Source organism: Bombiscardovia coagulans, from assembly GCF_002259585.1.
In the GTDB taxonomy this organism is placed as follows: domain Bacteria; phylum Actinomycetota; class Actinomycetes; order Actinomycetales; family Bifidobacteriaceae; genus Bombiscardovia; species Bombiscardovia coagulans.
Genome location: NZ_MWWS01000007.1, coordinates 20100 through 39125, shown reverse-complemented (window position 1 = coordinate 39125; position 19026 = coordinate 20100). Strand labels below are relative to the sequence as shown.

Below are 19026 nucleotides of genomic sequence, written 5' to 3'. Positions count from 1 at the left end.
GTGGCTCTGTATGGCTGCCTGTATAGCGTAGGCGTTGATCCTCTTACATGCTTGCTTTTGCAGATGTAAGCGACGGTGTCCGCCTCGGAAGACTTTTGAAGGTTTGGACTATGTGTGTAAAGCACGGCTACGGTGAGAGCGTAGTGTGAGAGCAGGTCTGTACTATGATAGCGATTCGGTGCAGCGGGTCGCAAGGAGCATTGTGTCGAATAAAACACTTGAGGATGCCGTAGAAAGTAAGTCCTCACAATACAAGAATGAAGTCAGTCAGCAAGACAACAAGGTAAAGCCTACTCGCAGGCGAGGTGGCCGTAGGGTAGTGCGGGGCGCTGGAGCTGCTGGTGCAGATGTTCCGGTTCAGGTCGAGTCTGAGCAACAAGAACCAGTGAGTGCTCAGCCTAAGCGAGGAAGACGTACATCGTCTTCTCAGCGCAGTCAAAGTTCTAGCAGCCGTGGCAGAAGTCGAAAGCGTGTGACAGATGTTGAAGAAGCTCAGATCCAAGTTGAGCAAATGGAACAGCCCAAGTCTCGGAAGAGGCACTCGAATGCCTCTGAAAATGAGCAGGCTACAGGTGCAGAGATAGTTACTGGTTCTCGATCTCATTCAACCCGTAGTCGTATACGGAAAACTAGCGAGAACAAGAATGACGGGACCAACAATAACGAGACTAATGAGCAAAGTGGTCGTTTGAAATCGCGGTCTGCACAAGCTGCGGTAAATAAAACACCAGCGAAGCCCATGACGTCTTTGCTCTTCCAAGAGCCTGTTATTCCTGTTCGCAAAGAAAGTACGCTGGAAGATAACGAAGTAGATACAGTTGCTGACAGCCAAGACACTGAAGAGCCTACAAGAAGTCGTCGAACAGGCAGCCGTAAGGGTCGTACCCGTAAGGCAGCTAAGACAGCTCTTGTGTCTACAGAGCAGGAAGCAGATCAAACTGAGATTGCTCAAGTAGAAGAGCCCCGTCGCCGTCGTTCCCGCAGGCTCAATGCGGAAGAACGGCAGGCAGCTGATGAGGTTGGTCAGATTGAAGAAGACCTCCAGACTGACGGTATTGTCTTCATTGATGAAGAATCCGAATCTTCCACTGATGCTAGTGGCGACGATGAAGAGGTCAAACCTGTTACCAGACGTAGACATAAGAGTGAGGAAGACGAGGAAGACTCTGGTCTCACCCGTCGTCGCCGTCGTCGTCGCGGTACTAAAGAGAGTGAAGAAGAACCGGTTCGTCGCTCCCGCCGTCAACAGTATGTGGATGAGATTACCGGTATTGAAGGTTCTACACGACTGGAAGCAAAGAAGCAGCGTAGGCGTGATAACCGCCGTGAGCGCAGTAAACAGACTCAGCTGGTTGAACAGGATTTCTTAGCCCGGCGTGAGAATGTAGACCGGATGATGGTGGTGCGTGAAAAAGAGCAGCATACCCAGATCTCTGTTATAGAAGATGGCGTTTTGGTTGAACATTATGTCTCAGACATTGACGAGGCATCTTCTCTTGGCAACATTTATCTGGGGCGCATTCAAAATGTGCTCCCCAGCATGGAAGCTGCATTCGTTGATATCGGTCAGGCAAGAAATGGTGTGCTCTATGCTGGTGAAGTAAACTGGGATACTACTCGACTAGAGGGGCAACCTCGCCGTATTGAGCTAGCTTTCAAGTCAGGTGATCCGGTTCTGGTTCAGGTGACTAAGGATCCTATCGGGCATAAGGGTGCTCGTCTGACTTCCCAAGTGACTTTAGCGGGACGCTTCCTGGTCCTAGTTCCGTCTGGCGGTATGACGGGTGTATCTCGAAAACTGTCAGACCATGAACGTTCTAGACTTAAGTCAATTGTTGCTAAGATTGCGCCTAAAGATATGGGCGTCATTATCCGCACGGCTGCGGATGGAGCCAGTGAAGAGGCCATTCAAAAGGACTTAGAGAGTCTCGAACGGCAGTGGAAAGCTATCGAAGACAAGCGGGAAGAATTCTGGCACGGCAAACGTTCCAAGCTGTTGCAGGGAGAACCTGACGTAGCCATTCGTGTAGTTAGAGATATCTTTAACGATGATTTCAACAAGCTCATGGTGCAGGGTGACCGAGTGTACGAGCATATTGAAAACTACTTAGAGACTATGGCTCCTGATTTGAAAGACAAACTTGTCAAGTGGGACCCTAGCGAGCATGAGGGCAAAGACGTTTTTGACAAGTGGCAGATTGATAGTCAGTTGCGTAAGGGAATGGAGCGTCAGGTCTACCTGCCGTCTGGTGGTTCTCTGGTCATTGACCGCACAGAGGCAATGACTACCATTGATGTAAATACAGGGCGGTACATCGGTAAAGGTAAGTCTCTGGAGGAGACAGTAACCCGCTGTAACCTAGAGGCAGCTGAGGAAATTGCTCGCCAGCTGCGCTTGAGGGACATTGGCGGTATGGTGATGATCGATTTTGTTGATATGGTCATGCCTTCTAACCGCGACTTGGTGTTACGTCGATTGGTTGAATGCTTAGCTCGAGATCGAACAAAGCATCAGGTGGCGGAAGTTACATCGCTAGGGTTAGTGCAGATGACCCGTAAAAGGGTAGGTCAAGGTCTTGTTGAGGCCTTCTCAGAAGAGTGTCCTACCTGTCGTGGTCGTGGGTTTATCCTTCACGATGAGCCTACGATATCTAATAAATTTGACGATCCGTATGCTGTTAAGGGTGGCGATCCTTTTGTGAAAACGAATAAGCGATCGCACATCAGCAAACCTGCGAAGGAGTCTCAACCACCGCAAGCTTCTTCTCCTGACGTAAAGGCAAAGCTTGCACAGATTGCCGCTGCTGCTGAAAAGGCTGCAGATACTGGCGATGAGGGTGTTCAGAATGACGATGACTACTCTCAGGACGAACTTGAGAGCAGTAATACTACAGGTTTTGATTCGTATGAAAGTTTCGATGACAGCGATCAACAAGAAGATGTCGTAGAGGAGGCATAAGCTATAGCGTGTTTCGTCGGCGCGCTGCCATTTGACGAGTGGGCGCGCTTACTTATATACTGAATAGCTGGTGTCTACTTCTGTCCGCTATGTAGTGGCAGGATGAAGTAAGACAAGTTGCAGCTTTGAAAACAGGCAAGGTAGGGCTATGTACGCGATTGTGAAGGCCGGTGGCCATCAAGAAAAGGTCGAGGTCGGTGACGTCATTAAGGTGAACCGTCTGGCGGCCAAGAAGGGTGAGTCGGTCGAGTTCCCGGTCGCGCTCGTTGTTGATGGCGCTAAGGTGACTCTGGCAGCTAAGGATCTGGCGAAGATCTCAGTTAAGGGTGAGGTCGTTGACGACGAACTCAAAGGACCTAAGATCAGCATTCAGAAGTTCAAGAATAAGACCGGTGTTGCCCGTAGAAAAGGACATCGTCAGCAGCTGAGTGCAGTTAAGATTACATCCATCGCCTAAGCGTTGGTTTATAGCTTTCAGTCGGGAAAGGACAAGACATGGCACACAAGAAGGGCGCGTCAAGCTCGCGCAACGGTCGCGATTCTAACGCGCAATACCTCGGTGTTAAGAAGTTCGGTGGAGAGTCTGTAGTTGCAGGCAATATCTTGGTTCGCCAGCGCGGCACCAAGTTCCATCCCGGCAAGAATGTCGGTTTGGGCAAGGACTTTACCTTGTATGCTCTGGCAGATGGTAACGTCCAGTTCGGTGTGCGTCGTGACCGCAAGGTTGTAGACGTCGTATCAGACTGACGTTTCTTCCAGTCGAAGTAATATTTTAATAGCCGCGCCCTTTATGGACGCGGCTATTGTTGTATATTTGCTGAGCCGTAGGTAAACGGTCATGGTAGAAAGTAGCAATTATGAGTGCATTTGTTGATCGCGTTACTGTCCATGTTAAGGGTGGTGATGGCGGCAACGGCGCCTCGTCCATTCGCAGGGAGAAGTATAAGCCGCTTGCTGGTCCGGATGGCGGTGACGGCGGTGACGGTGGCTCTGTAGTGCTAGTGGCTGATCCTAATGCAACCAGTCTCCTTGATTACCGCTTCATGCCTCACCGTTCTGCGGATTCGGGAACTATGGGTTTGGGAGGCGACAAGGACGGTAGTAAGGGCGCTGACTTGATATTGCCTGTTCCTGTTGGGACGGTGGTCTTTACCGCTATTGGCAATGAGGGAGAGAGTAAGCGTCGGGGTGAGCGATTGGCTGACCTCAACCATGCTGGTGACCGTTACGTGGTGGCCAAAGGTGGTTCAGGTGGACTTGGTAATCGTTCTCTTTCTAACAAAACTCGTAGGGCTCCTGGCTTTGCTCTGTTAGGTGAACCTGGACAAGAGCTCGAGATTATGCTGGAGCTTAAATCAATTGCAGATGTTGCGTTGGTAGGTTTTCCGTCTGCTGGTAAATCCAGTTTGATTGCTGCCATGAGTTCTGCAAAACCTAAGATTGCAGACTATCCCTTCACGACGCTGGTTCCTAACTTGGGAGTGGTACAGGCGGGAGACTACCGCTTCACCATGGCTGATGTTCCGGGACTTATTCCGGGGGCTTCCCAAGGGAAGGGACTAGGGCTGGAGTTTTTGCGGCATATTGAACGAACCGAAGTAGTAGCCCACGTTATTGATTGTGCCAGCATGGAAACAGACAGGGATCCTGTAGCAGATTACCAGGCGATTGAGCAGGAACTCGCCCTCTATGCTGACCAACTAGAACTGCCCTTAGGTGCTATTGCCTTAGCTGAACGTCCGCGAGTAATTGTTTTGAACAAGGCTGATATTCCCGAAGCCAAGGAACTGGCGGAATTCGTGAAACCAGAGTTTGAACAGCTGGGTCATAAGGTCTTTATTATTTCGACGGCAACCCATGAAGGTCTGCGAGAGTTAGGTTATTATCTCGCTGATCTAGTGAACAAGATGCGAGCAAAGATAGCCGTTGCACAAGCTGAGGGTGACAACGAGCGTGTAGTTATCCGTCCTCTTGAAGATCGCAGGCGTCGCCGTGATGATTTCGTAGGCTCCTTCAAGGTGGAGCGTAAACACAATAAATTGGGTGAATACTGGTTTGTCGTAACAGGTACAAAACCTGAGCGTTGGGTTAAGCAGACCAACTTTGATAATGAAGAGGCAGTAGGCTACTTGGCTGACCGACTCGCCAAGCTGGGTGTGGAGGATGCCTTGCGCAAGGCTGGAGCTCACGCAGGCGATGAAGTGCGTATCGGTCGAGGAAGGGATGAAGTTGCCTTCGATTGGGATCCGACTGTGGCGGCAGGTGCCGAAATGCTGGACGGGGCCCCTATGATTTCCCGAGGCAAGGATTTGCGTCTAGAGCAGTTAGAAACTCGTTCCCACAGGCGTACGAATAGTGAACGGCGTGCACAGTATCACCAGATGATGGATGCTAAACAAGCTGTTCGTGAAGCCATGGAAGCAGAACGCAAGGCAAATCACTGGTCTGATCCTACAGTTAATGATGATCCGCAAGATGCGCAGGGTTTAATCGGCAAAGCTCTTCACCCTGAAGCCGACCAAAGCTGAGAGCGCAGGGGGGCAATCCGCCACGATCGTTCAACGAGTCAATATCGAATTCGACACAGCCGACTAGGTCGGGTAGACGGAATCGGGGTATTAGGCTACAGTAGAAGATTGGCGGTCTGCCACCGCGTAGCTCATAGCGGTATCCACCGGTTTGAGTAACATGGGTCAGTACCCCTAGGGAAGTGGCGCAATTGGTAGCGCAACGGTCTCCAAAACCGTAGGTTGTGGGTTCGAGTCCCGCCTTCCCTGCTCATGGTTGGACCTAGGAACGAACGAAGGACGAGTATGGCTAAGAAGGAACAGGCCGGCAACAGCAAGAGGCCAAATATCTTCCAGCGCATCGGCATGTTCATTAAGCAGGTATTTGACGAAATTCGTAAGGTAGTGGCTCCGACCGGCAAAGAATTGCTTGGCTGGTCCGTGTCCGTATTTGTTTTCGTACTCTTCTTGATGATATTTGTAACAACCCTTGACTTTGGGCTTGGTAAACTGGTCATGCTGATCTTTGGCTGATATCTAGTAACACTTACATTCTTGATAAGGTGGCTCATTTCATGAGTGATGATCGGAAGGCGGATGCGATGAATGAGGAAGAGAGCATGGAGGTCTCTACCGACACAACGACGCCTGTAGCTGCTGACGAGCAGGTTGCTCCTCCTGAAGCAGAAGGTCAGGTACCATCTGAACAAGAAGCTACAGGAACTGTTGACAGTACTGAAGAGACCAAGGGTCTTGACAGCAGCTCTTCTCAGCTAGCTTCGGACGATCCTGGTCAGCAGGCAGTTGATGAGTTTTCCCAGCAACTACGCACGCTTGAGGGAAATTGGTATGTGCTACACACATACTCTGGTTATGAGAAGCGTGTAAAAACAAATATCGAGTCCCGTGTTAACTCCTTTGGTCTCGAGGATCAGGTCTTCCAGGTAGAAGTACCGATGGAAGAGGTAGAAAAGCATACCGACAAAGGTAAAAAAGTCATTAGTCGGGTTCGGGTTCCCGGATATGTATTGATTCGTATGTGGCCAGAGGAAAATGCTCGTCGTGTTGTCAGGGAAACCGAGGGAGTTACTGGCTTCGTTGGACCAACCAAAGAGCCCACGCCTCTTTCTCGCAAAGAGGTCGTGAAGATGATGGCGCCTATGATTGCTTCTGAAGCTTTGAAAGCAGCCGGAGATAAACCGGCAGCTGCCAAGAGGCGTTCAGTTGAAGTCTCCTTCAAAGTTGGTGACCAAGTTACTGTCACTGAAGGGCCATTCGCTACTATGGCTGCGGCGGTGTCTGAAGTGGAGCCGACTACTCAGAAGCTTACTGTTCTGGTTTCCATCTTCGGACGCGATACTCCTGTTGAGCTGGGCTTTGATCAGGTCGAAAAGATCGTATGATCGTAGCTTAACTCGTCGAGTTACAATGGCATAATAAGAAAGCTTGCATCGACAGATCGTACGATCATCGGTGTTGGAAAGTAATAGTTGCGGGAGGTGGATTTGAGAATCTGCCGTGTAACCGCTTCGTAGAAAGAAGAACCAGCAATGGCTCAAAAGAAGAAGAAAGTATCAGCGCTTATCAAGCTGCAGATCGAGGCCGGTAAGGCTAATCCTGCACCACCGCTGGGTCCCGCACTGGGTTCTCACGGTGTTAACATCATGGACTTCTGCAAGGCTTATAACGACGCCACCAAAGACAAGATGGGAAATGTTATACCTGTCGAAATTACTGTCTTTGAAGATCGTTCCTTCACCTTTATCACCAAGACTCCTCCTGCTGCGGACTTGCTCCGCAAGGCAGCCGGTGTGAAGAAGGGTGCTGGCAACCCACTAACCACCAAGGTTGGCTCCGTCACCAAGGCTCAGGTTCGCGAGATCGCTGAGACCAAGATGGCTGACCTGTCAGCACGTGATATCGAAGCTGGCATGAAGATTGTCGAAGGCACCGCCCGTTCCATGGGCATTACCGTCACCGACTGAAAGTTCTGCGGTAGGGCGACGCTAGCCTGCACCGCGACTGCTGATAGGAGAAGCAGATGACAAAGCGTTCTAAAAAATATCGTCAAGCGCTGGAGAAGATTGACCGCTCCAACCTGTACACACCCGAAGAGGCATTAGCCCTCTTGAAGACCATGCCAAAGTATGGTTTCGACGAGAGCATTGAGGCTGTGTACCGTTTGAGTGTAGATCCTCGCAAGGCTGACCAGCTCATTCGTGGTACTGTCAACCTTCCCAATGGCACCGGTAAGACTGTTAAGGTCTTGGTGTTCGCTCGTGGACCTCAGGCTACAGCAGCTGCTGAAGCCGGGGCCGATGAAGTCGGTGATGATGAGCTCGTTACTAAGGTAGCCGGCGGTTATCTGGACTTCGATGCTGTAGTTGCCACACCAGACATGATGGGCAAGGTCGGTCGTTTGGGTCGCGTTCTCGGCCCTCGTGGTTTAATGCCTAACCCCAAGACAGGTACCGTGACCATGGATGTGGCTAAGGCTGTCAAGGAGATCAAGGGCGGCAGAATCGAATTCCGTGTCGATAAGAATGGAAACTTATCCTTCTTAATTGGTAAGTCATCATTTGATGAAAAGGCCTTGGCTGAGAACTTCCACGCTGTTAGCGAGGAAATTAAGCGTCTCAAGCCGACCACGGTAAAGGGTCGCTATGTCACAAAGGCAACATTGGCATCTACTATGAGCCCAGGTGTTCCTCTAGACCTAGCAACAATCTAACTGTAGAGCGTATTGTAATAAGAGCCTGCTGGTAACCGACAAGGTTACAGCAGGCTCTTATTGATTATTAAGATAATTATTGCTCAGAATCGGTAGCTTCTGATCTTCGGTATGTAGCCTGCTTCATGCTCCTGTTTGCTCGTCTGCAAGGCTGCAACGGTGAAATGCTATCAGTAAGAAGGGGAAGGCAAATACTAAGGGGAGCATGTGCCGCTCAAAGTTGTTAGCTGGCGAGGTAATCATAACGCCCATAAGGACAAGCAGCGGAAGTTGGTAATACAAATCCTTCCAGCGACCACGCACTAGTTCGCAGGCAATCAGTATGAGGGTAGCAATGACCCAGAAGTTACCCCGGGCGAACCAACCTATGACCGGAATCTCACTCCAACTGCTTGCAAAACCGGCTACAAAATCTCTCCAGTTATGGCACCAGTGACTAATCCAGGCTGAATCTTGTTGTACATACCCATTGTTGACATAGTAAGACATGGGCACGTAGGCAGTGTCGCCTAAGTCAAAGTAGCCATAACTTTCAGCTAAGAAGGCATCCATATATATGGCAGGATTCTGCTGACCGATCTGCAGCCAGGCTCGGTTCAATTGCTTCATATCGTTTGCTGTAACTGTTTTCCAGCGGTAAACAACCGTCTTTCCTTCTCCACCAGACGACTTGACCTTGTCTGCATCATTGGGGAAGTACGCTCTACCGGCTGCATGCAAGTCCATGATAGGCTCAAGATCTTGTCGTGCTTGGTTAGGAATCCCCGAAGGGTTTCTTTGAGCTACGCGAGAGATTTGTTGCAGTTGGATACCTCTTGCTTCGATAGGATCGCCTTTGATGACTGCACCAGAAGCAAATAATAGACCAAGACAACACTGGAAAACTATCACAGGTATACCGAGACAAACGAGGTATGTGGCCCAATGCTTGCGGTCAGTAATAAGGGCTAGAACTAATTGGAGTACCAGTAGGTAGAGGGCATATTTTGCTGATATGAGCATGATGCTACTGGAAAAAACTAAGGCCCATAATGTTTTTACTGGCAGTTTTCTGCCGTTTATTCTGCTGAGGTAAATCTCATAACCCACCCCTATCCACCATAAGAATGCCCAAGCAAATAAGGGAGATTTGGTCAGGCTGATGGTGCTCACGATTACAAGCGGGCAGAGCAGGAAAAAGGCTAGAGTGCAGAAACGGGCTAGGGGACCAGCTTCTGCCATGGATGTATGGCCTTTAGGAGATGTGATGTGGAAAGTACTAGCTGGTTGAAAGAAACGGTTGGCAGTCACACCGCAACAGTATGCTGCAAAAATGAGTTGGAGGCCAGACAATATGGCAATACCTAAGTCAGGAACACCTGTCAGCTTACGGGAGAGAGCCATCCCGCCTCCGTACAGGATTGTAAGGAAAATATTGTGCTGATCGGTTAAGTATGTAGCTTGTGCCGGCCACAAGTAATGGGCTGTTGGATAGACATCCATGATGGTAAAGCCTTGTAGGTAAGGCAGATGAGCACCATGCATGGTCGCCAGCCAAGATGATACTTCTCGATCCTGGGAAAGGAGGTCCGCTCCATAGCAAGCTACAAGGGTGACCCAGGCCCACAGCCAACCTACTAACACAAAAAGCATTATTTGCCACCACTGAGCTGTATGACGGATAAGCCAGTTCCCTAACTTGCCCCAAGTCTTGGTAGACGCAGGATTACCTCCTTGAGAGCGGCGAAGGCTGATGGCATAGACCAAACCAAGACTCATCCCCAAAGTTGCAAGAAAGAGCAACAGATTGCTAATACTGAAGTTTGTAATCGTTGCATTGTTGCGGTAAATAGGTCCGATTGCCGTGCAAAAGGCAATCCAGGAGCAAGCGAGGGTTGCTAAAATCCAGGCTAAGATATGAGTCCAGGAATGACGGTGAGAACTATCGTTCATTGTAACGTGTGACCTGCTGGTGAGCTTGCTGTCTTGTTGGTATTCCATCGCTATTGATTCTAGCTTGCACATCCCACTTTATGCGCTCATGTGTGCTGAGAGGAATGATAACTTTGACCAGCTTAGCTAATAGGATAACTTGGTAGTATTAGTGCAGGTAGGGCTTGTGGAGTTGTGAATACACTAGCTATCAAGTCCAGCAGAGTGAGAGAGAGGGAGAACGCGTGAAGTCTCCGGAGGTTTCATCACACCCAGAAGCCACAATATCTGACTCTCAATATTCACTGGCAGATATACAGCGTAGGCAGTCTCAGCCTATACGCTGGATGGTATTCATTGGAGCGGTTTTGATAGCGATCATCGTTCCTTACTGGTGGGGACGAGCTCTGGCGATGCATCACACTGTGCAAGTGATGCGTATGGTGTCTTCACTCGATCCGCGTGGTATAGCGCTCATCGCTTGGACTGTTACTTTGGTGGCTTTTGTAGGCATTGGGTTGTCAATCATTGAGTCTTCTAGCTGGTTCTGGCGGGTGGTCTTTACCATAGGTTTGGCTGCCGAACAGTTTATCGCAGGCCTATGCTTACTCAAAGTGAACTTCTGGTACAGCACTTATGTGGTGTACCAGAAGTCAGCAGTCCTTGCAAATGCTGCCAATTTGGGGATTCTAGCTGCCGGCATGGGAGTGGCTGTTTTTGCACTAGTGTTTGTGGCTATTCTTGTAGGAGTCAAAAAAGATTCCCCTTGGAATATTCTGACCCACTCATGGTCCGCGTTGTCCATGTTTTTTGTGATTGAGCTTGCGGCAATTGTTATTGTAATGTTCGGAGGGCTTATTCATTAAGCCTAGCGTTCTTGCAAGCGTAGGATACACACCGTCTTTTGGTCATTGGGAGCATTAGGGTCGTACGTAAAACGACCTAGGTGCAGCCCTCATGATTAGCTGCACCTAGGCCTTATTGCAGTTCCCCTATCAAAACGGGGAGGTTTGGTAACCTTTAGTAACTCTGTGAGACCGGTATGTCGAAACGAATATTTAAACCGCGATCGTAGTGAAGGAACATGTTTGCTCCATAACGGTCTACGTCTCGATGGGTAAAGAGCATACGAATAGCAAAGGCTGTTTGCACGTCTGGAGGGAGCTCAGTAAAGGCTTTATGCGCATCCCAACCGCCGGGAGCTACAGCCTGATCTGGTACGTATGCGTACCCATAACCATCTTCATTAACATAACCCATGAAGGGTAAATCCCAGGCCTTGTGTGATGTTAACTGGTCTTTAAAATCTTCGACGCCTTGTAAAGCCTCATCGCTGATGCCGAAGCGTTTTGCGACTTTATTCGCTTCGCGCGTCTTAGTGGCGTCATCAACGCTGAAGAGTTTGCCATCTACAACAATTGTGGTGCTGTCGTTTTGGTCTGCCATATACAGTCCTTCCTTGAGATCCTCGCTGTCTATGTATCAATGTGGGGGACCTGAACACCCAAAGCTCAGGCCATAACTGCTACTGAACAGTGTGGATAAACCGCGTATACTGCACTGCATCCGCACTGTTAAATGTATCAAAAAATACTGGTCATTGTTACCTCAATCGTCTTCGAATATGTATTGCTCTGAGTACTACCGAGAAGAGGAAACAGCTTTCTGTATAGGGTATCGGATGTCAGATCTGCATCAAAAAGCTCACATTTGCTGATGGTAATTTTGCTCACAGTAAAGAGAACTGATTCGTTTATGGACCTGCATAAGTTGTCGTGTGTATCGACTTGATAATGTGTATGGTTTAGGGCTTACGTCGTAAACTAGCAACGATAACAGCGGCAGCAGCGGCAGCCTCAATAGCTGTTGCCAAGATCCAAGCAATAACCATCCCGCTTTGTTTACTGCCTACTGACCCTAAACGGGTGAACAGGAAAACATCTGTGATAGCAATCTGTGCCGCAATAAGTACACCTATTGTAGATGTGCTTACTAGTTGCTGTTGATCAGCACTGTCTGATGTTGTTAGGTGAATGACACCCACATGGCACAGGAGCCAGACACTGATTCCTAAAAGAACGCCGGCTAGGGGTATGGAGAGAAAAACAGGGAAAGTTGAAAAAGCAACCCCCAGTGAGGCAACGGCAAAAGCGATTGCCAGACCTAAGTAGAGAGGATTATGGTGCCCATTATTCTCCACAATTTGCACGGCTGAATTAGTTATACTACCTGCAGCCTCCAGCATGGACCCAGCTTGTGATTGATCATCAGCTGGTGTGTTGCTGACGGTTTCTTGAGAGCTGGCAGTTTTCGGGTTTTCGCTAGTGTGCTCGTTCTGTTGCTCTACGGGTTCTTCAGATGCTGCAGAATCTTGAGTAACCTGAGAATTCCTATGATTGGTTTTTGTTGTATTGCTCATCATAGAGCCTCCTTGATACCAGTTTACCTTAGTTGAGTCCCCATGAGCAACCTCTATGTGTCTGTGTTGTTATTTGTTCTCGAGCTAGAACTAAGAACCACAGGAGATAGGTGAGTGCAGTGTTGCTGGAATACTAGTAAACCCCCTAGGGCGGGTTATATAGCCCTAGGGGGTTTCTGTGGCGGAGAATACGAGATTCGAACTCGTGAGGGCGTAAACCCAACACGCTTTCCAAGCGTGCGCCATAGACCACTAGGCGAATTCTCCGAGATGGGAGTGGACCACTAGCCCGAGCTAGCTGGCCTACTCAGCCACAGCATCTTATAGTAACACAAGATGCTGATTCTATCTATAGGCGCGCGTGTAGGCGTGTATATTCTTGATTGGGCTGGACCCTACTCTTGGATGGATGCTAACGGCAGGTTTAAGGCCTGAGCTACGCGTTCTCCGTAGTCGTGGTCCGCCCGGTAGAATTGCCGGGTTTGTAATATTTTAATGTCTTGGTTTTCTACTGTGCCAAGAGTATCGGTGATGGTTTGGATGAGGCGATCCTTTTCATCGGCAGACATCAATCGGTAAAGGTCACCGGCCTGAGAGTAGTGGTCTACTTCGTATGGTTGTGAATACTCGGTGACACCTTCTACTGCATCAGGGTGCATGCGAGCATCATGATCTTCGACTGGTCCATCGTGTGAATTGGGCTCATAATTTACCGATCCATCTTGCCCCTGTGACATAAAGCCGTCTCGCTCATAGTTATGCACTTCATTCACTGGCCGGTTGATAGGCAACTGTTCATAATTTGCCCCCAAGCGATAGCGCTCTGCATCCTTATAGCCAAAGAGTCGACCCTGTAGAAGCTTGTCTGGAGAAGGCTCAATACCTGGTACGAAGTTGGCTGGAGAGAAAGCTGCTTCTTCTACTTCGTCGAAGTAGTTGACCGGGTTTTCGTTAAGAGTGAACTCGCCAATTTCAATGCGCGGGTAGTCCTTCTTGGAGACGGTCTTGGTGACGTCGAAGATATCGTACTTGTAGTTGAGCCCCTCTTCGTAAGGCAGAATTTGTACGCACACTTTCCATGATGGATAATCCTTGCGTTCGATAGCATCGTAAAGATCGTGTAGTAGGTAGTCAGTGTCCTCGCTGGCTGTTTTTGCTGCCTGTTCGTTAGTCATGTTTTTGACGCCTTGAGCACTGACAAAGTGGTACTTGACCCAGAATTGTTCGCCTTGAGCATTAACCCACTTAAAGGTATGTGAACCGTATCCGTTCATTGTCCGGTAGGAGGCTGGATTTCCACGGTCGCCCATCAGATAGGTTACCTGGTGGAGGGACTCAGGTGAATGAGACCAGAAGTCCCACTGCATTTCTTGGGTGCGCAAGTGAGTTGCTGGGTCACGCTTCTGAGAATGGATAAAATCAGGGAACTTGAGGGGGTCATTGACAAAGAAAACAGGCGTGTTGTTGCCTACAATGTCATAATTGCCTTCGTTTGTGTAGAAACGTAGGGCATAACCTCTGACGTCGCGTAGGGTATCAGGATAGCCTAACTCACCAGCAACTTGAGAGAAGCGAATAAGTACTGGAGTCTGCTTGCCGCTGCCATTGAACACGTCAGCTTTGGTGTACTGGCTCATGTCTTTGGAGAGAGTGAATGTACCCTTAGCACCCGCTCCCTTGGCATGGACTACTCTCTCTGGAATGCGTTCTCGGTTGAAATGGGCTAGTTTTTCTAGGAGCTGGTAATCCTGCATGAGGACTGGTCCGCGCTTGCCTGCCGTCTGTGAGTGGTTGTTGTCAGCCCAAGGTTGGCCCTCATTGGTAGTGAGTTTTGTATTCATTACATACCTTCATTTCCTAATCTTGCGCTGCCTGTGCTAACTTGAACAGTTGTTATCGGCAGTTGGATCAAACTCAGTCATACCCAGTGAACAGCGGTGAGTATGATCTCCTTCACAACGCTGTGTGCTTTCACTGTACAAGTCTACTCTTTTTTGAGCTTTATTGATAACGACTGCAAGTATAAATAGTGATCCTGCACACAGAGTCAATTCAGTCAGTCATATAAGTAATTGGCAAAAGCTATTCACAATGAGGTTCCATGGAATCATGCGCCTATGTGCTAGCACATGAAGCGTTGTTGATACCTGCTTTCCAATAAAACGTCTTTATATAAGACTGATGATTTCGCCAATATCTTGAATGAGTAATTGCATGTTGAGTATAGTCAGGACTATTACGACGGCCCAAGCAAGAGTGGTTAGCAAGCGTGAGTTAGCATACTTTCCCATGATTTTTGTGGATGAGGTGAACCAAACCAAGGGGACCATTGATATGGGGAGGGCGACGCACAAGAAAACTTGAGAGTAGACCAAGAGATTATCTAAAGCTGATTCTTTGCCGCCAAAGAGTAATGTGCAGATAAGTACAGGAATAATTGAGATAAGACGAGTAACTATCCGGCGCATCCATAGGGGTATCCGCATTCGGATGAAACCTTCCATGACAATTTGACCGGTAAGGGTGCCTGTAATGGTTGAGTTTTGCCCGGATGCAAGCAAGGCCACTGCAAAAAGGGTGCTCAATAATCCAGATGCTACGGGTCCTGCTATCTTTTGATCTCCTAGGGCGTTATACAGGGCGGTAAAGGTGTCCAGTCCTTCACCGTGACCGAAAAACATGGCTGCTCCTAAAATCAAGAGGAGGCAGTTCACAATAAATGCAGCAGATAGCTGGATATTCGAATCCCAAGTGGCAAAACGAACGGCATTCGATACCTGTTCGTCATCGGATCGGTCGATGTCACGGGTTTGGACGATTGATGAATGCAAATAAAGGTTGTGGGGCATAACTGTAGCGCCAACAATGCCTAATGCCATAGTAAGTTGTCCATTACCGAGAATCTGCTTATTGGGAATGAAACCTTCAAGAATAGAAGGAATATTGGGTTGAGCTAGCACTACTTCATAGACGAACACCAGCATAATAACAAGAATGAGCCCTGATACGATGGCTTCAATCCGTCGAAAGCCCAGGTGGGTGAGGAGAAGGAGAAGGAGTACATCGAAAATAGTTAAGGCAACGCCAACGATGAGAGGTATTCCGAAGAGGAGTTTAAGGGCAATGGCTCCTCCGATTACTTCTGCAATGTCAGTAGCCATAACTGCCAGCTCTGTGCAAATCCACAAGATAAACCCAAGCTTTGGTCCCGTGTGCAAGCGAGTTGCCTGGGCTAAATCCATTCCGGTTACAATGCCGAGTTTTGCTGACATGTATTGGAGCATCATGGCGATAAGGCTAGAAATAAGGATCACAGACATGAGGAGATAGCCATACTGAGCTCCTCCTGAAATTGATGTAATCCAGTTTCCAGGATCCATATATCCAACGGCCACAAGGGCTCCTGGCCCTGAGAAGGCTGCTAGATTTTTCCAAAAATTTGCTTGACCCCGGGGAACTGGGATTGTGGAGTTGACTTCTTCGAGAGAACGTCCATTGGCAGTTTGGATGAGGGAAGACTTTTGTTGTAAATCGTGAGCGTTGCCTGAACTTGCAGGCCGGCTATTGCCTAAAGGTACGGTAGTTTTACCTTCGCCAGATGGTGGTGGTGTGCTTGACATGCTATCCCTCGGCTCTGTGACTGTCGGCTTCTCAATGATAATGCTTATAGAAATGAGATATTGACTATCAAACTTCTATCTTCGATACATCGAAGTTTAGTTGCTTTTTAATATTACCGCTAGTCTCGGCATGTGGAAACTTCTTGTGTGAGGTTGAAGTTCTGTTCTTGCTTAGCATAGTGAAGTAGGCTTCTTGCTAAACTTGCCCTATGACTTTGGAGGAATTATCGGCAAATTCACAAGATTACTTGAAGATAATTTGGGACTTGCAGGAATGGGATTCTCGCCCTATCCAACCTTCAGCTTTAGCAAACAGAGTTGGAGTTAAACTGTCGACTGTATCTGGAGCCATGGCTCGTTTAACTACTGCTGGCTTAGTGGAACATCAGCCTTATGGTGGCGTCACATTAACAGATAAAGGTCGTAAATATGCCATCAAAATGGTGCGCCGTCATCGTCTCATTGAAACCTTCCTAGTCCAGAAACTAGGATATAGCTGGGATGAAGTGCATGAAGAAGCGGAAAGCTTAGAGCATGCGGTGTCGGATAGGATGATTGAGCGTGTAGATGCACTTTTGGGGCACCCAGATAGGGATCCACATGGCGATCCTATTCCTTCTTCTGAGGGTATTTTGCCTGACCGCACCAATTCAGTACCACTGTCTGCTGTCCCAGAGCATGCAATCGTGAGAGTGGATAGGGTTAGTGATGAAGATTCTGAGATGCTGCGGTATTTGCAGAGCCAGCAGGTCAACGTTGGTTCCCTGCTGAGGGTCGGTTCCCAGGCACCGTATTCTGATGCAATAACTGTAATTCCCCTGGATCAGGATTATAAGGAAGTGGGTAAACCGTCACTGGTCTTCGGGTCTCAGGTGGCGGACCGGATCCGGGTGTGTGAGATATCTGATCGTCAACCACTAACCAAGGAGTAAGGGCTTGAACGCTGGGATTATAGAGCGACTTCGTCGGCACCCCCGATATGTGGTTGGCATCTGCTCATTGCTGGGAGTGTCGATAGCCTTTGCAGTGGTTCTGATGTGGCTGCCAAAGAGTAGTAACATGTGGACCCTCCCTATCCACCAGCTGGATGCGCCTTCCCACTACTATTCCATCCGCAAGCTGCTGCGTAATGGATTGTCCGCAACGTTTGAGCTCTATCCTAATGATGCTTTTTACCCGCCGCTTTTTCATGTGTGTGTTTGGGCGCTCCTAAAACTATCGCAACTGTGCGGCTTGCAGCTGAGTATCTTTGCTGGAGTGAATATCATCTGGCTGCTGGCGTCTGGAATACTGTTCCCCGCCGGCATGCTGTTGTGGTGCTCCTACTTTTTCCACAATATTCGCTTGCCATACCGTGCTGTGCTGTGCGTTCTCATTCCTGTTGTATCTGTATCGTCTGTGGCGCATCCATACTGGTACCTATCGGCGGGCCCCATATTGGCATATGGTTTTGCTACTTGCATACTGCCATTCTTGCTCTATGCCAGTTTGCGACTTATTGATGTGCTGACTGACAGTGCAGTGCGCTCGCGACAGTCGGTGTTTCAATGGCTAACGATTTCTATTGTTTTGGGTGTGCTGGTATTGCTAGCGCATCCCCGTGTTGCTTTTACTTACCTCGTGTTTATCATCTTCTTTATTCTTTTGAAGTTCTCTTGGAAGCTGATAGCATCGGTGTTTGCTTTCTTAGGCCTTGCTGCCGGTCTCTTTACCTGGTATGTGATGCATCGAGACCATGGGAAGAATTATTTCAATCCAGCAACGTGGTTCCATACGTATACTCCAACACGGCCCTTGTCTGAGTCCTTAACGATTTTCGCTACCAACTTTCTTCCAGGTGTTGCCGGATTACTGATGTTTGTGCTGGTAATGTTCTCAGTATGGTCTTCCTTGACGCTGAGTGCTGGGCGGCGTAAAGATGGGGTTGCTCTTATTTCGTCATATTTATTGACTGGAGCTATCTACCTCAGCAGTGCTTCTTTGACAGGGCCGGTAGCAAATATCTTGACAGCTGCTTGGTATCGAGTGGAGACCCGGCCTTTGTCTATGATTCCTCTGGCTGTCTTGCCGCTGGTAACATTTGGCACGTCCAGATGTATAGCGTACATAGAATCCGATACAGCTGGGAAGAAACTGCAATGGTTAGCTAGTAAGACCAGGCGCAAAGGGTTGGCGCTGGCTTGGTTGTGCGTCCTGTTGGTAGCGGTTATAACTGCTAACTTAGCCAACCCCACAAGGGATGAGCTCAGGCAGCAGGTGGAAACATCTACTGCCCCAGATAGTGAGAATCCCACAGAACAGCTAACCCCTGGCAAGTTACGGGTCTTACAAGCTGTATATGAACAGGTGGAACCAGACTCAGTTGTCATTTCTGACCCCATGAATGGCTCAATGTATGGGATGGCGCTCTACGGGATGAACATGCTATACCCGGTATACAATCCTATGGATACAAAAAATGGCAAAGTGTTTGGGCAAGTAGAGGCCGCCTTCAACTCTGGGAACCGGGATCAGGTTTTGCAAACAGTGTGTCCAGTGAATCCCAGCTACACGAGCAAGCAGGGAAGTTCCATTGCGCAAGGGCCGAAATACTTTTTGGCTATGGGACCCCAAGCGCCCAGCTTGCAGTTGTTCACCTATAAGGCCCAGTATGATCCCTTCCACTCGCAAGAGCTTATTGACAGCTATATTCGTTCTGGAACATTAATTCCAGTTGATTCCTTTGCTTATGAAGCACCTAGTGGACAGCAATGGCAGCTTTTGCGATTTGATTGTCATAAACAGCAGTAATGTCAGGGTATTTATGAAAGTCCTGTAGTGCCTTAGTGTTCCAGAACCATCAACCATCTATTTCCATTAACCTGTGATTTGTAAAACGA

16 protein-coding genes and 2 tRNA genes are annotated in these 19026 nt (G+C 48.7%); 12 read left to right on the top strand and 6 right to left on the bottom strand.

The genetic code is table 11. The features are described from left to right. Positions 1 to 202 precede the first annotated feature (202 nt). The 9 genes from BOCO_RS05980 to rplA all read left to right on the top strand — a co-directional run bounded on the left by BOCO_RS05980 (position 203) and on the right by rplA (position 8197). The gene (locus BOCO_RS05980) at positions 203 to 2959 is read left to right on the top strand and encodes an Rne/Rng family ribonuclease (RefSeq protein ID WP_169711897.1); all 2757 of its coding nucleotides are present in this window, start codon (positions 203 to 205) and stop codon (positions 2957 to 2959) included. A gap of 148 nt (positions 2960 to 3107) precedes the next feature. Further along, positions 3108 to 3416, top strand: a complete 309-nt coding sequence (rplU, locus tag BOCO_RS05975; protein WP_094723229.1) for a 50S ribosomal protein L21 — start codon at positions 3108 to 3110, stop codon at positions 3414 to 3416. A gap of 38 nt (positions 3417 to 3454) precedes the next feature. Next, positions 3455 to 3706, top strand: coding sequence for a 50S ribosomal protein L27 (rpmA, locus tag BOCO_RS05970; protein WP_094723227.1), 252 nt, complete (start codon positions 3455 to 3457; stop codon positions 3704 to 3706). Positions 3707 to 3816: 110 nt separating this feature from the next. Continuing rightward, positions 3817 to 5487 (top strand): GTPase ObgE, encoded by a 1671-nt coding sequence (gene obgE, locus BOCO_RS05965; RefSeq protein ID WP_094723225.1) that lies wholly within the window; start codon positions 3817 to 3819, stop codon positions 5485 to 5487. Between the two features lie 176 nt (positions 5488 to 5663). After that, positions 5664 to 5736: transfer RNA gene (locus tag BOCO_RS05960), tRNA-Trp, on the top strand. Between the two features lie 36 nt (positions 5737 to 5772). Then, a complete protein-coding gene (gene secE / locus BOCO_RS05955) occupies positions 5773 to 6000 on the top strand; it encodes a preprotein translocase subunit SecE (RefSeq protein WP_094723223.1) in 228 nt (75 codons plus the stop codon). A gap of 41 nt (positions 6001 to 6041) precedes the next feature. Further along, positions 6042 to 6869, top strand: a complete 828-nt coding sequence (gene nusG / locus BOCO_RS05950) for a transcription termination/antitermination protein NusG (protein ID WP_094723221.1) — start codon at positions 6042 to 6044, stop codon at positions 6867 to 6869. Positions 6870 to 7016: 147 nt separating this feature from the next. Beyond that, on the top strand, positions 7017 to 7451 hold the full coding sequence (gene rplK, locus BOCO_RS05945) for a 50S ribosomal protein L11 (protein ID WP_094723219.1): 435 nt from the start codon (positions 7017 to 7019) through the stop codon (positions 7449 to 7451). 56 nt (positions 7452 to 7507) lie between these two features. After that, a complete protein-coding gene (rplA, locus tag BOCO_RS05940) occupies positions 7508 to 8197 on the top strand; it encodes a 50S ribosomal protein L1 (protein ID WP_094723217.1) in 690 nt (229 codons plus the stop codon). 123 nt (positions 8198 to 8320) lie between these two features. Here the strand turns inward: rplA and BOCO_RS05935 are convergent, their stop codons facing one another. Then, on the bottom strand, positions 8321 to 10129 hold the full coding sequence (locus BOCO_RS05935; protein WP_158520429.1) for a DUF6020 family protein: 1809 nt from the start codon (positions 10127 to 10129) through the stop codon (positions 8321 to 8323). Positions 10130 to 10353: 224 nt separating this feature from the next. On the opposite strand from BOCO_RS05935, the gene BOCO_RS05930 reads away from it, so the two are divergent. Then, on the top strand, positions 10354 to 10974 hold the full coding sequence (locus BOCO_RS05930; protein WP_244568769.1) for a hypothetical protein: 621 nt from the start codon (positions 10354 to 10356) through the stop codon (positions 10972 to 10974). Between the two features lie 154 nt (positions 10975 to 11128). On the opposite strand, the gene BOCO_RS05925 is transcribed toward BOCO_RS05930, so the two are convergent. From BOCO_RS05925 to BOCO_RS05905, 5 genes are all read right to left on the bottom strand, one after another. Further along, on the bottom strand, positions 11129 to 11554 hold the full coding sequence (locus BOCO_RS05925) for a glycerophosphodiester phosphodiesterase (RefSeq protein ID WP_094723211.1): 426 nt from the start codon (positions 11552 to 11554) through the stop codon (positions 11129 to 11131). Between the two features lie 358 nt (positions 11555 to 11912). Beyond that, the gene (locus BOCO_RS05920; protein WP_094723209.1) at positions 11913 to 12530 is read right to left on the bottom strand and encodes a hypothetical protein; all 618 of its coding nucleotides are present in this window, start codon (positions 12528 to 12530) and stop codon (positions 11913 to 11915) included. Between the two features lie 176 nt (positions 12531 to 12706). Then, positions 12707 to 12794: transfer RNA gene (locus tag BOCO_RS05915), tRNA-Ser, on the bottom strand. Positions 12795 to 12922: 128 nt separating this feature from the next. Beyond that, positions 12923 to 14368 carry a catalase gene (locus BOCO_RS05910; protein WP_094723207.1) on the bottom strand — a complete coding sequence of 482 codons (1446 nt, stop codon included), beginning with the start codon at positions 14366 to 14368 and terminating at the stop codon, positions 12923 to 12925. 327 nt (positions 14369 to 14695) lie between these two features. Next, a complete protein-coding gene (locus BOCO_RS05905; RefSeq protein ID WP_094723205.1) occupies positions 14696 to 16147 on the bottom strand; it encodes an Nramp family divalent metal transporter in 1452 nt (483 codons plus the stop codon). A gap of 209 nt (positions 16148 to 16356) precedes the next feature. On the opposite strand from BOCO_RS05905, the gene BOCO_RS05900 reads away from it, so the two are divergent. Both BOCO_RS05900 and BOCO_RS05895 read left to right on the top strand, forming a co-directional pair. Further along, positions 16357 to 17079: a metal-dependent transcriptional regulator gene (locus tag BOCO_RS05900; protein ID WP_094723203.1), complete on the top strand. Its 723-nt coding sequence runs from the start codon at positions 16357 to 16359 to the stop codon at positions 17077 to 17079. Positions 17080 to 17083: 4 nt separating this feature from the next. Continuing rightward, complete coding sequence (locus BOCO_RS05895; RefSeq protein ID WP_094723201.1) at positions 17084 to 18937, top strand: DUF6541 family protein; 1854 nt, start codon at positions 17084 to 17086, stop codon at positions 18935 to 18937. The last annotated feature ends 89 nt before the right edge of the window (positions 18938 to 19026 follow it).

Coding starts and splice junctions, on each gene's coding strand:
- rplU (WP_094723229.1), top strand. CDS start 3,108: ATGTACGCGATTGTGAAGGCCGGTGGCCATCAAGAAAAGGTCGAGGTC.
- rpmA (WP_094723227.1), top strand. CDS start 3,455: ATGGCACACAAGAAGGGCGCGTCAAGCTCGCGCAACGGTCGCGATTCT.
- obgE (WP_094723225.1), top strand. CDS start 3,817: ATGAGTGCATTTGTTGATCGCGTTACTGTCCATGTTAAGGGTGGTGAT.
- secE (WP_094723223.1), top strand. CDS start 5,773: ATGGCTAAGAAGGAACAGGCCGGCAACAGCAAGAGGCCAAATATCTTC.
- nusG (WP_094723221.1), top strand. CDS start 6,042: ATGAGTGATGATCGGAAGGCGGATGCGATGAATGAGGAAGAGAGCATG.
- rplK (WP_094723219.1), top strand. CDS start 7,017: ATGGCTCAAAAGAAGAAGAAAGTATCAGCGCTTATCAAGCTGCAGATC.
- rplA (WP_094723217.1), top strand. CDS start 7,508: ATGACAAAGCGTTCTAAAAAATATCGTCAAGCGCTGGAGAAGATTGAC.
- BOCO_RS05935 (WP_158520429.1), bottom strand. CDS start 10,129: ATGAACGATAGTTCTCACCGTCATTCCTGGACTCATATCTTAGCCTGG.
- BOCO_RS05925 (WP_094723211.1), bottom strand. CDS start 11,554: ATGGCAGACCAAAACGACAGCACCACAATTGTTGTAGATGGCAAACTC.
- BOCO_RS05920 (WP_094723209.1), bottom strand. CDS start 12,530: ATGATGAGCAATACAACAAAAACCAATCATAGGAATTCTCAGGTTACT.
- BOCO_RS05910 (WP_094723207.1), bottom strand. CDS start 14,368: ATGAATACAAAACTCACTACCAATGAGGGCCAACCTTGGGCTGACAAC.
- BOCO_RS05905 (WP_094723205.1), bottom strand. CDS start 16,147: ATGTCAAGCACACCACCACCATCTGGCGAAGGTAAAACTACCGTACCT.
- BOCO_RS05900 (WP_094723203.1), top strand. CDS start 16,357: ATGACTTTGGAGGAATTATCGGCAAATTCACAAGATTACTTGAAGATA.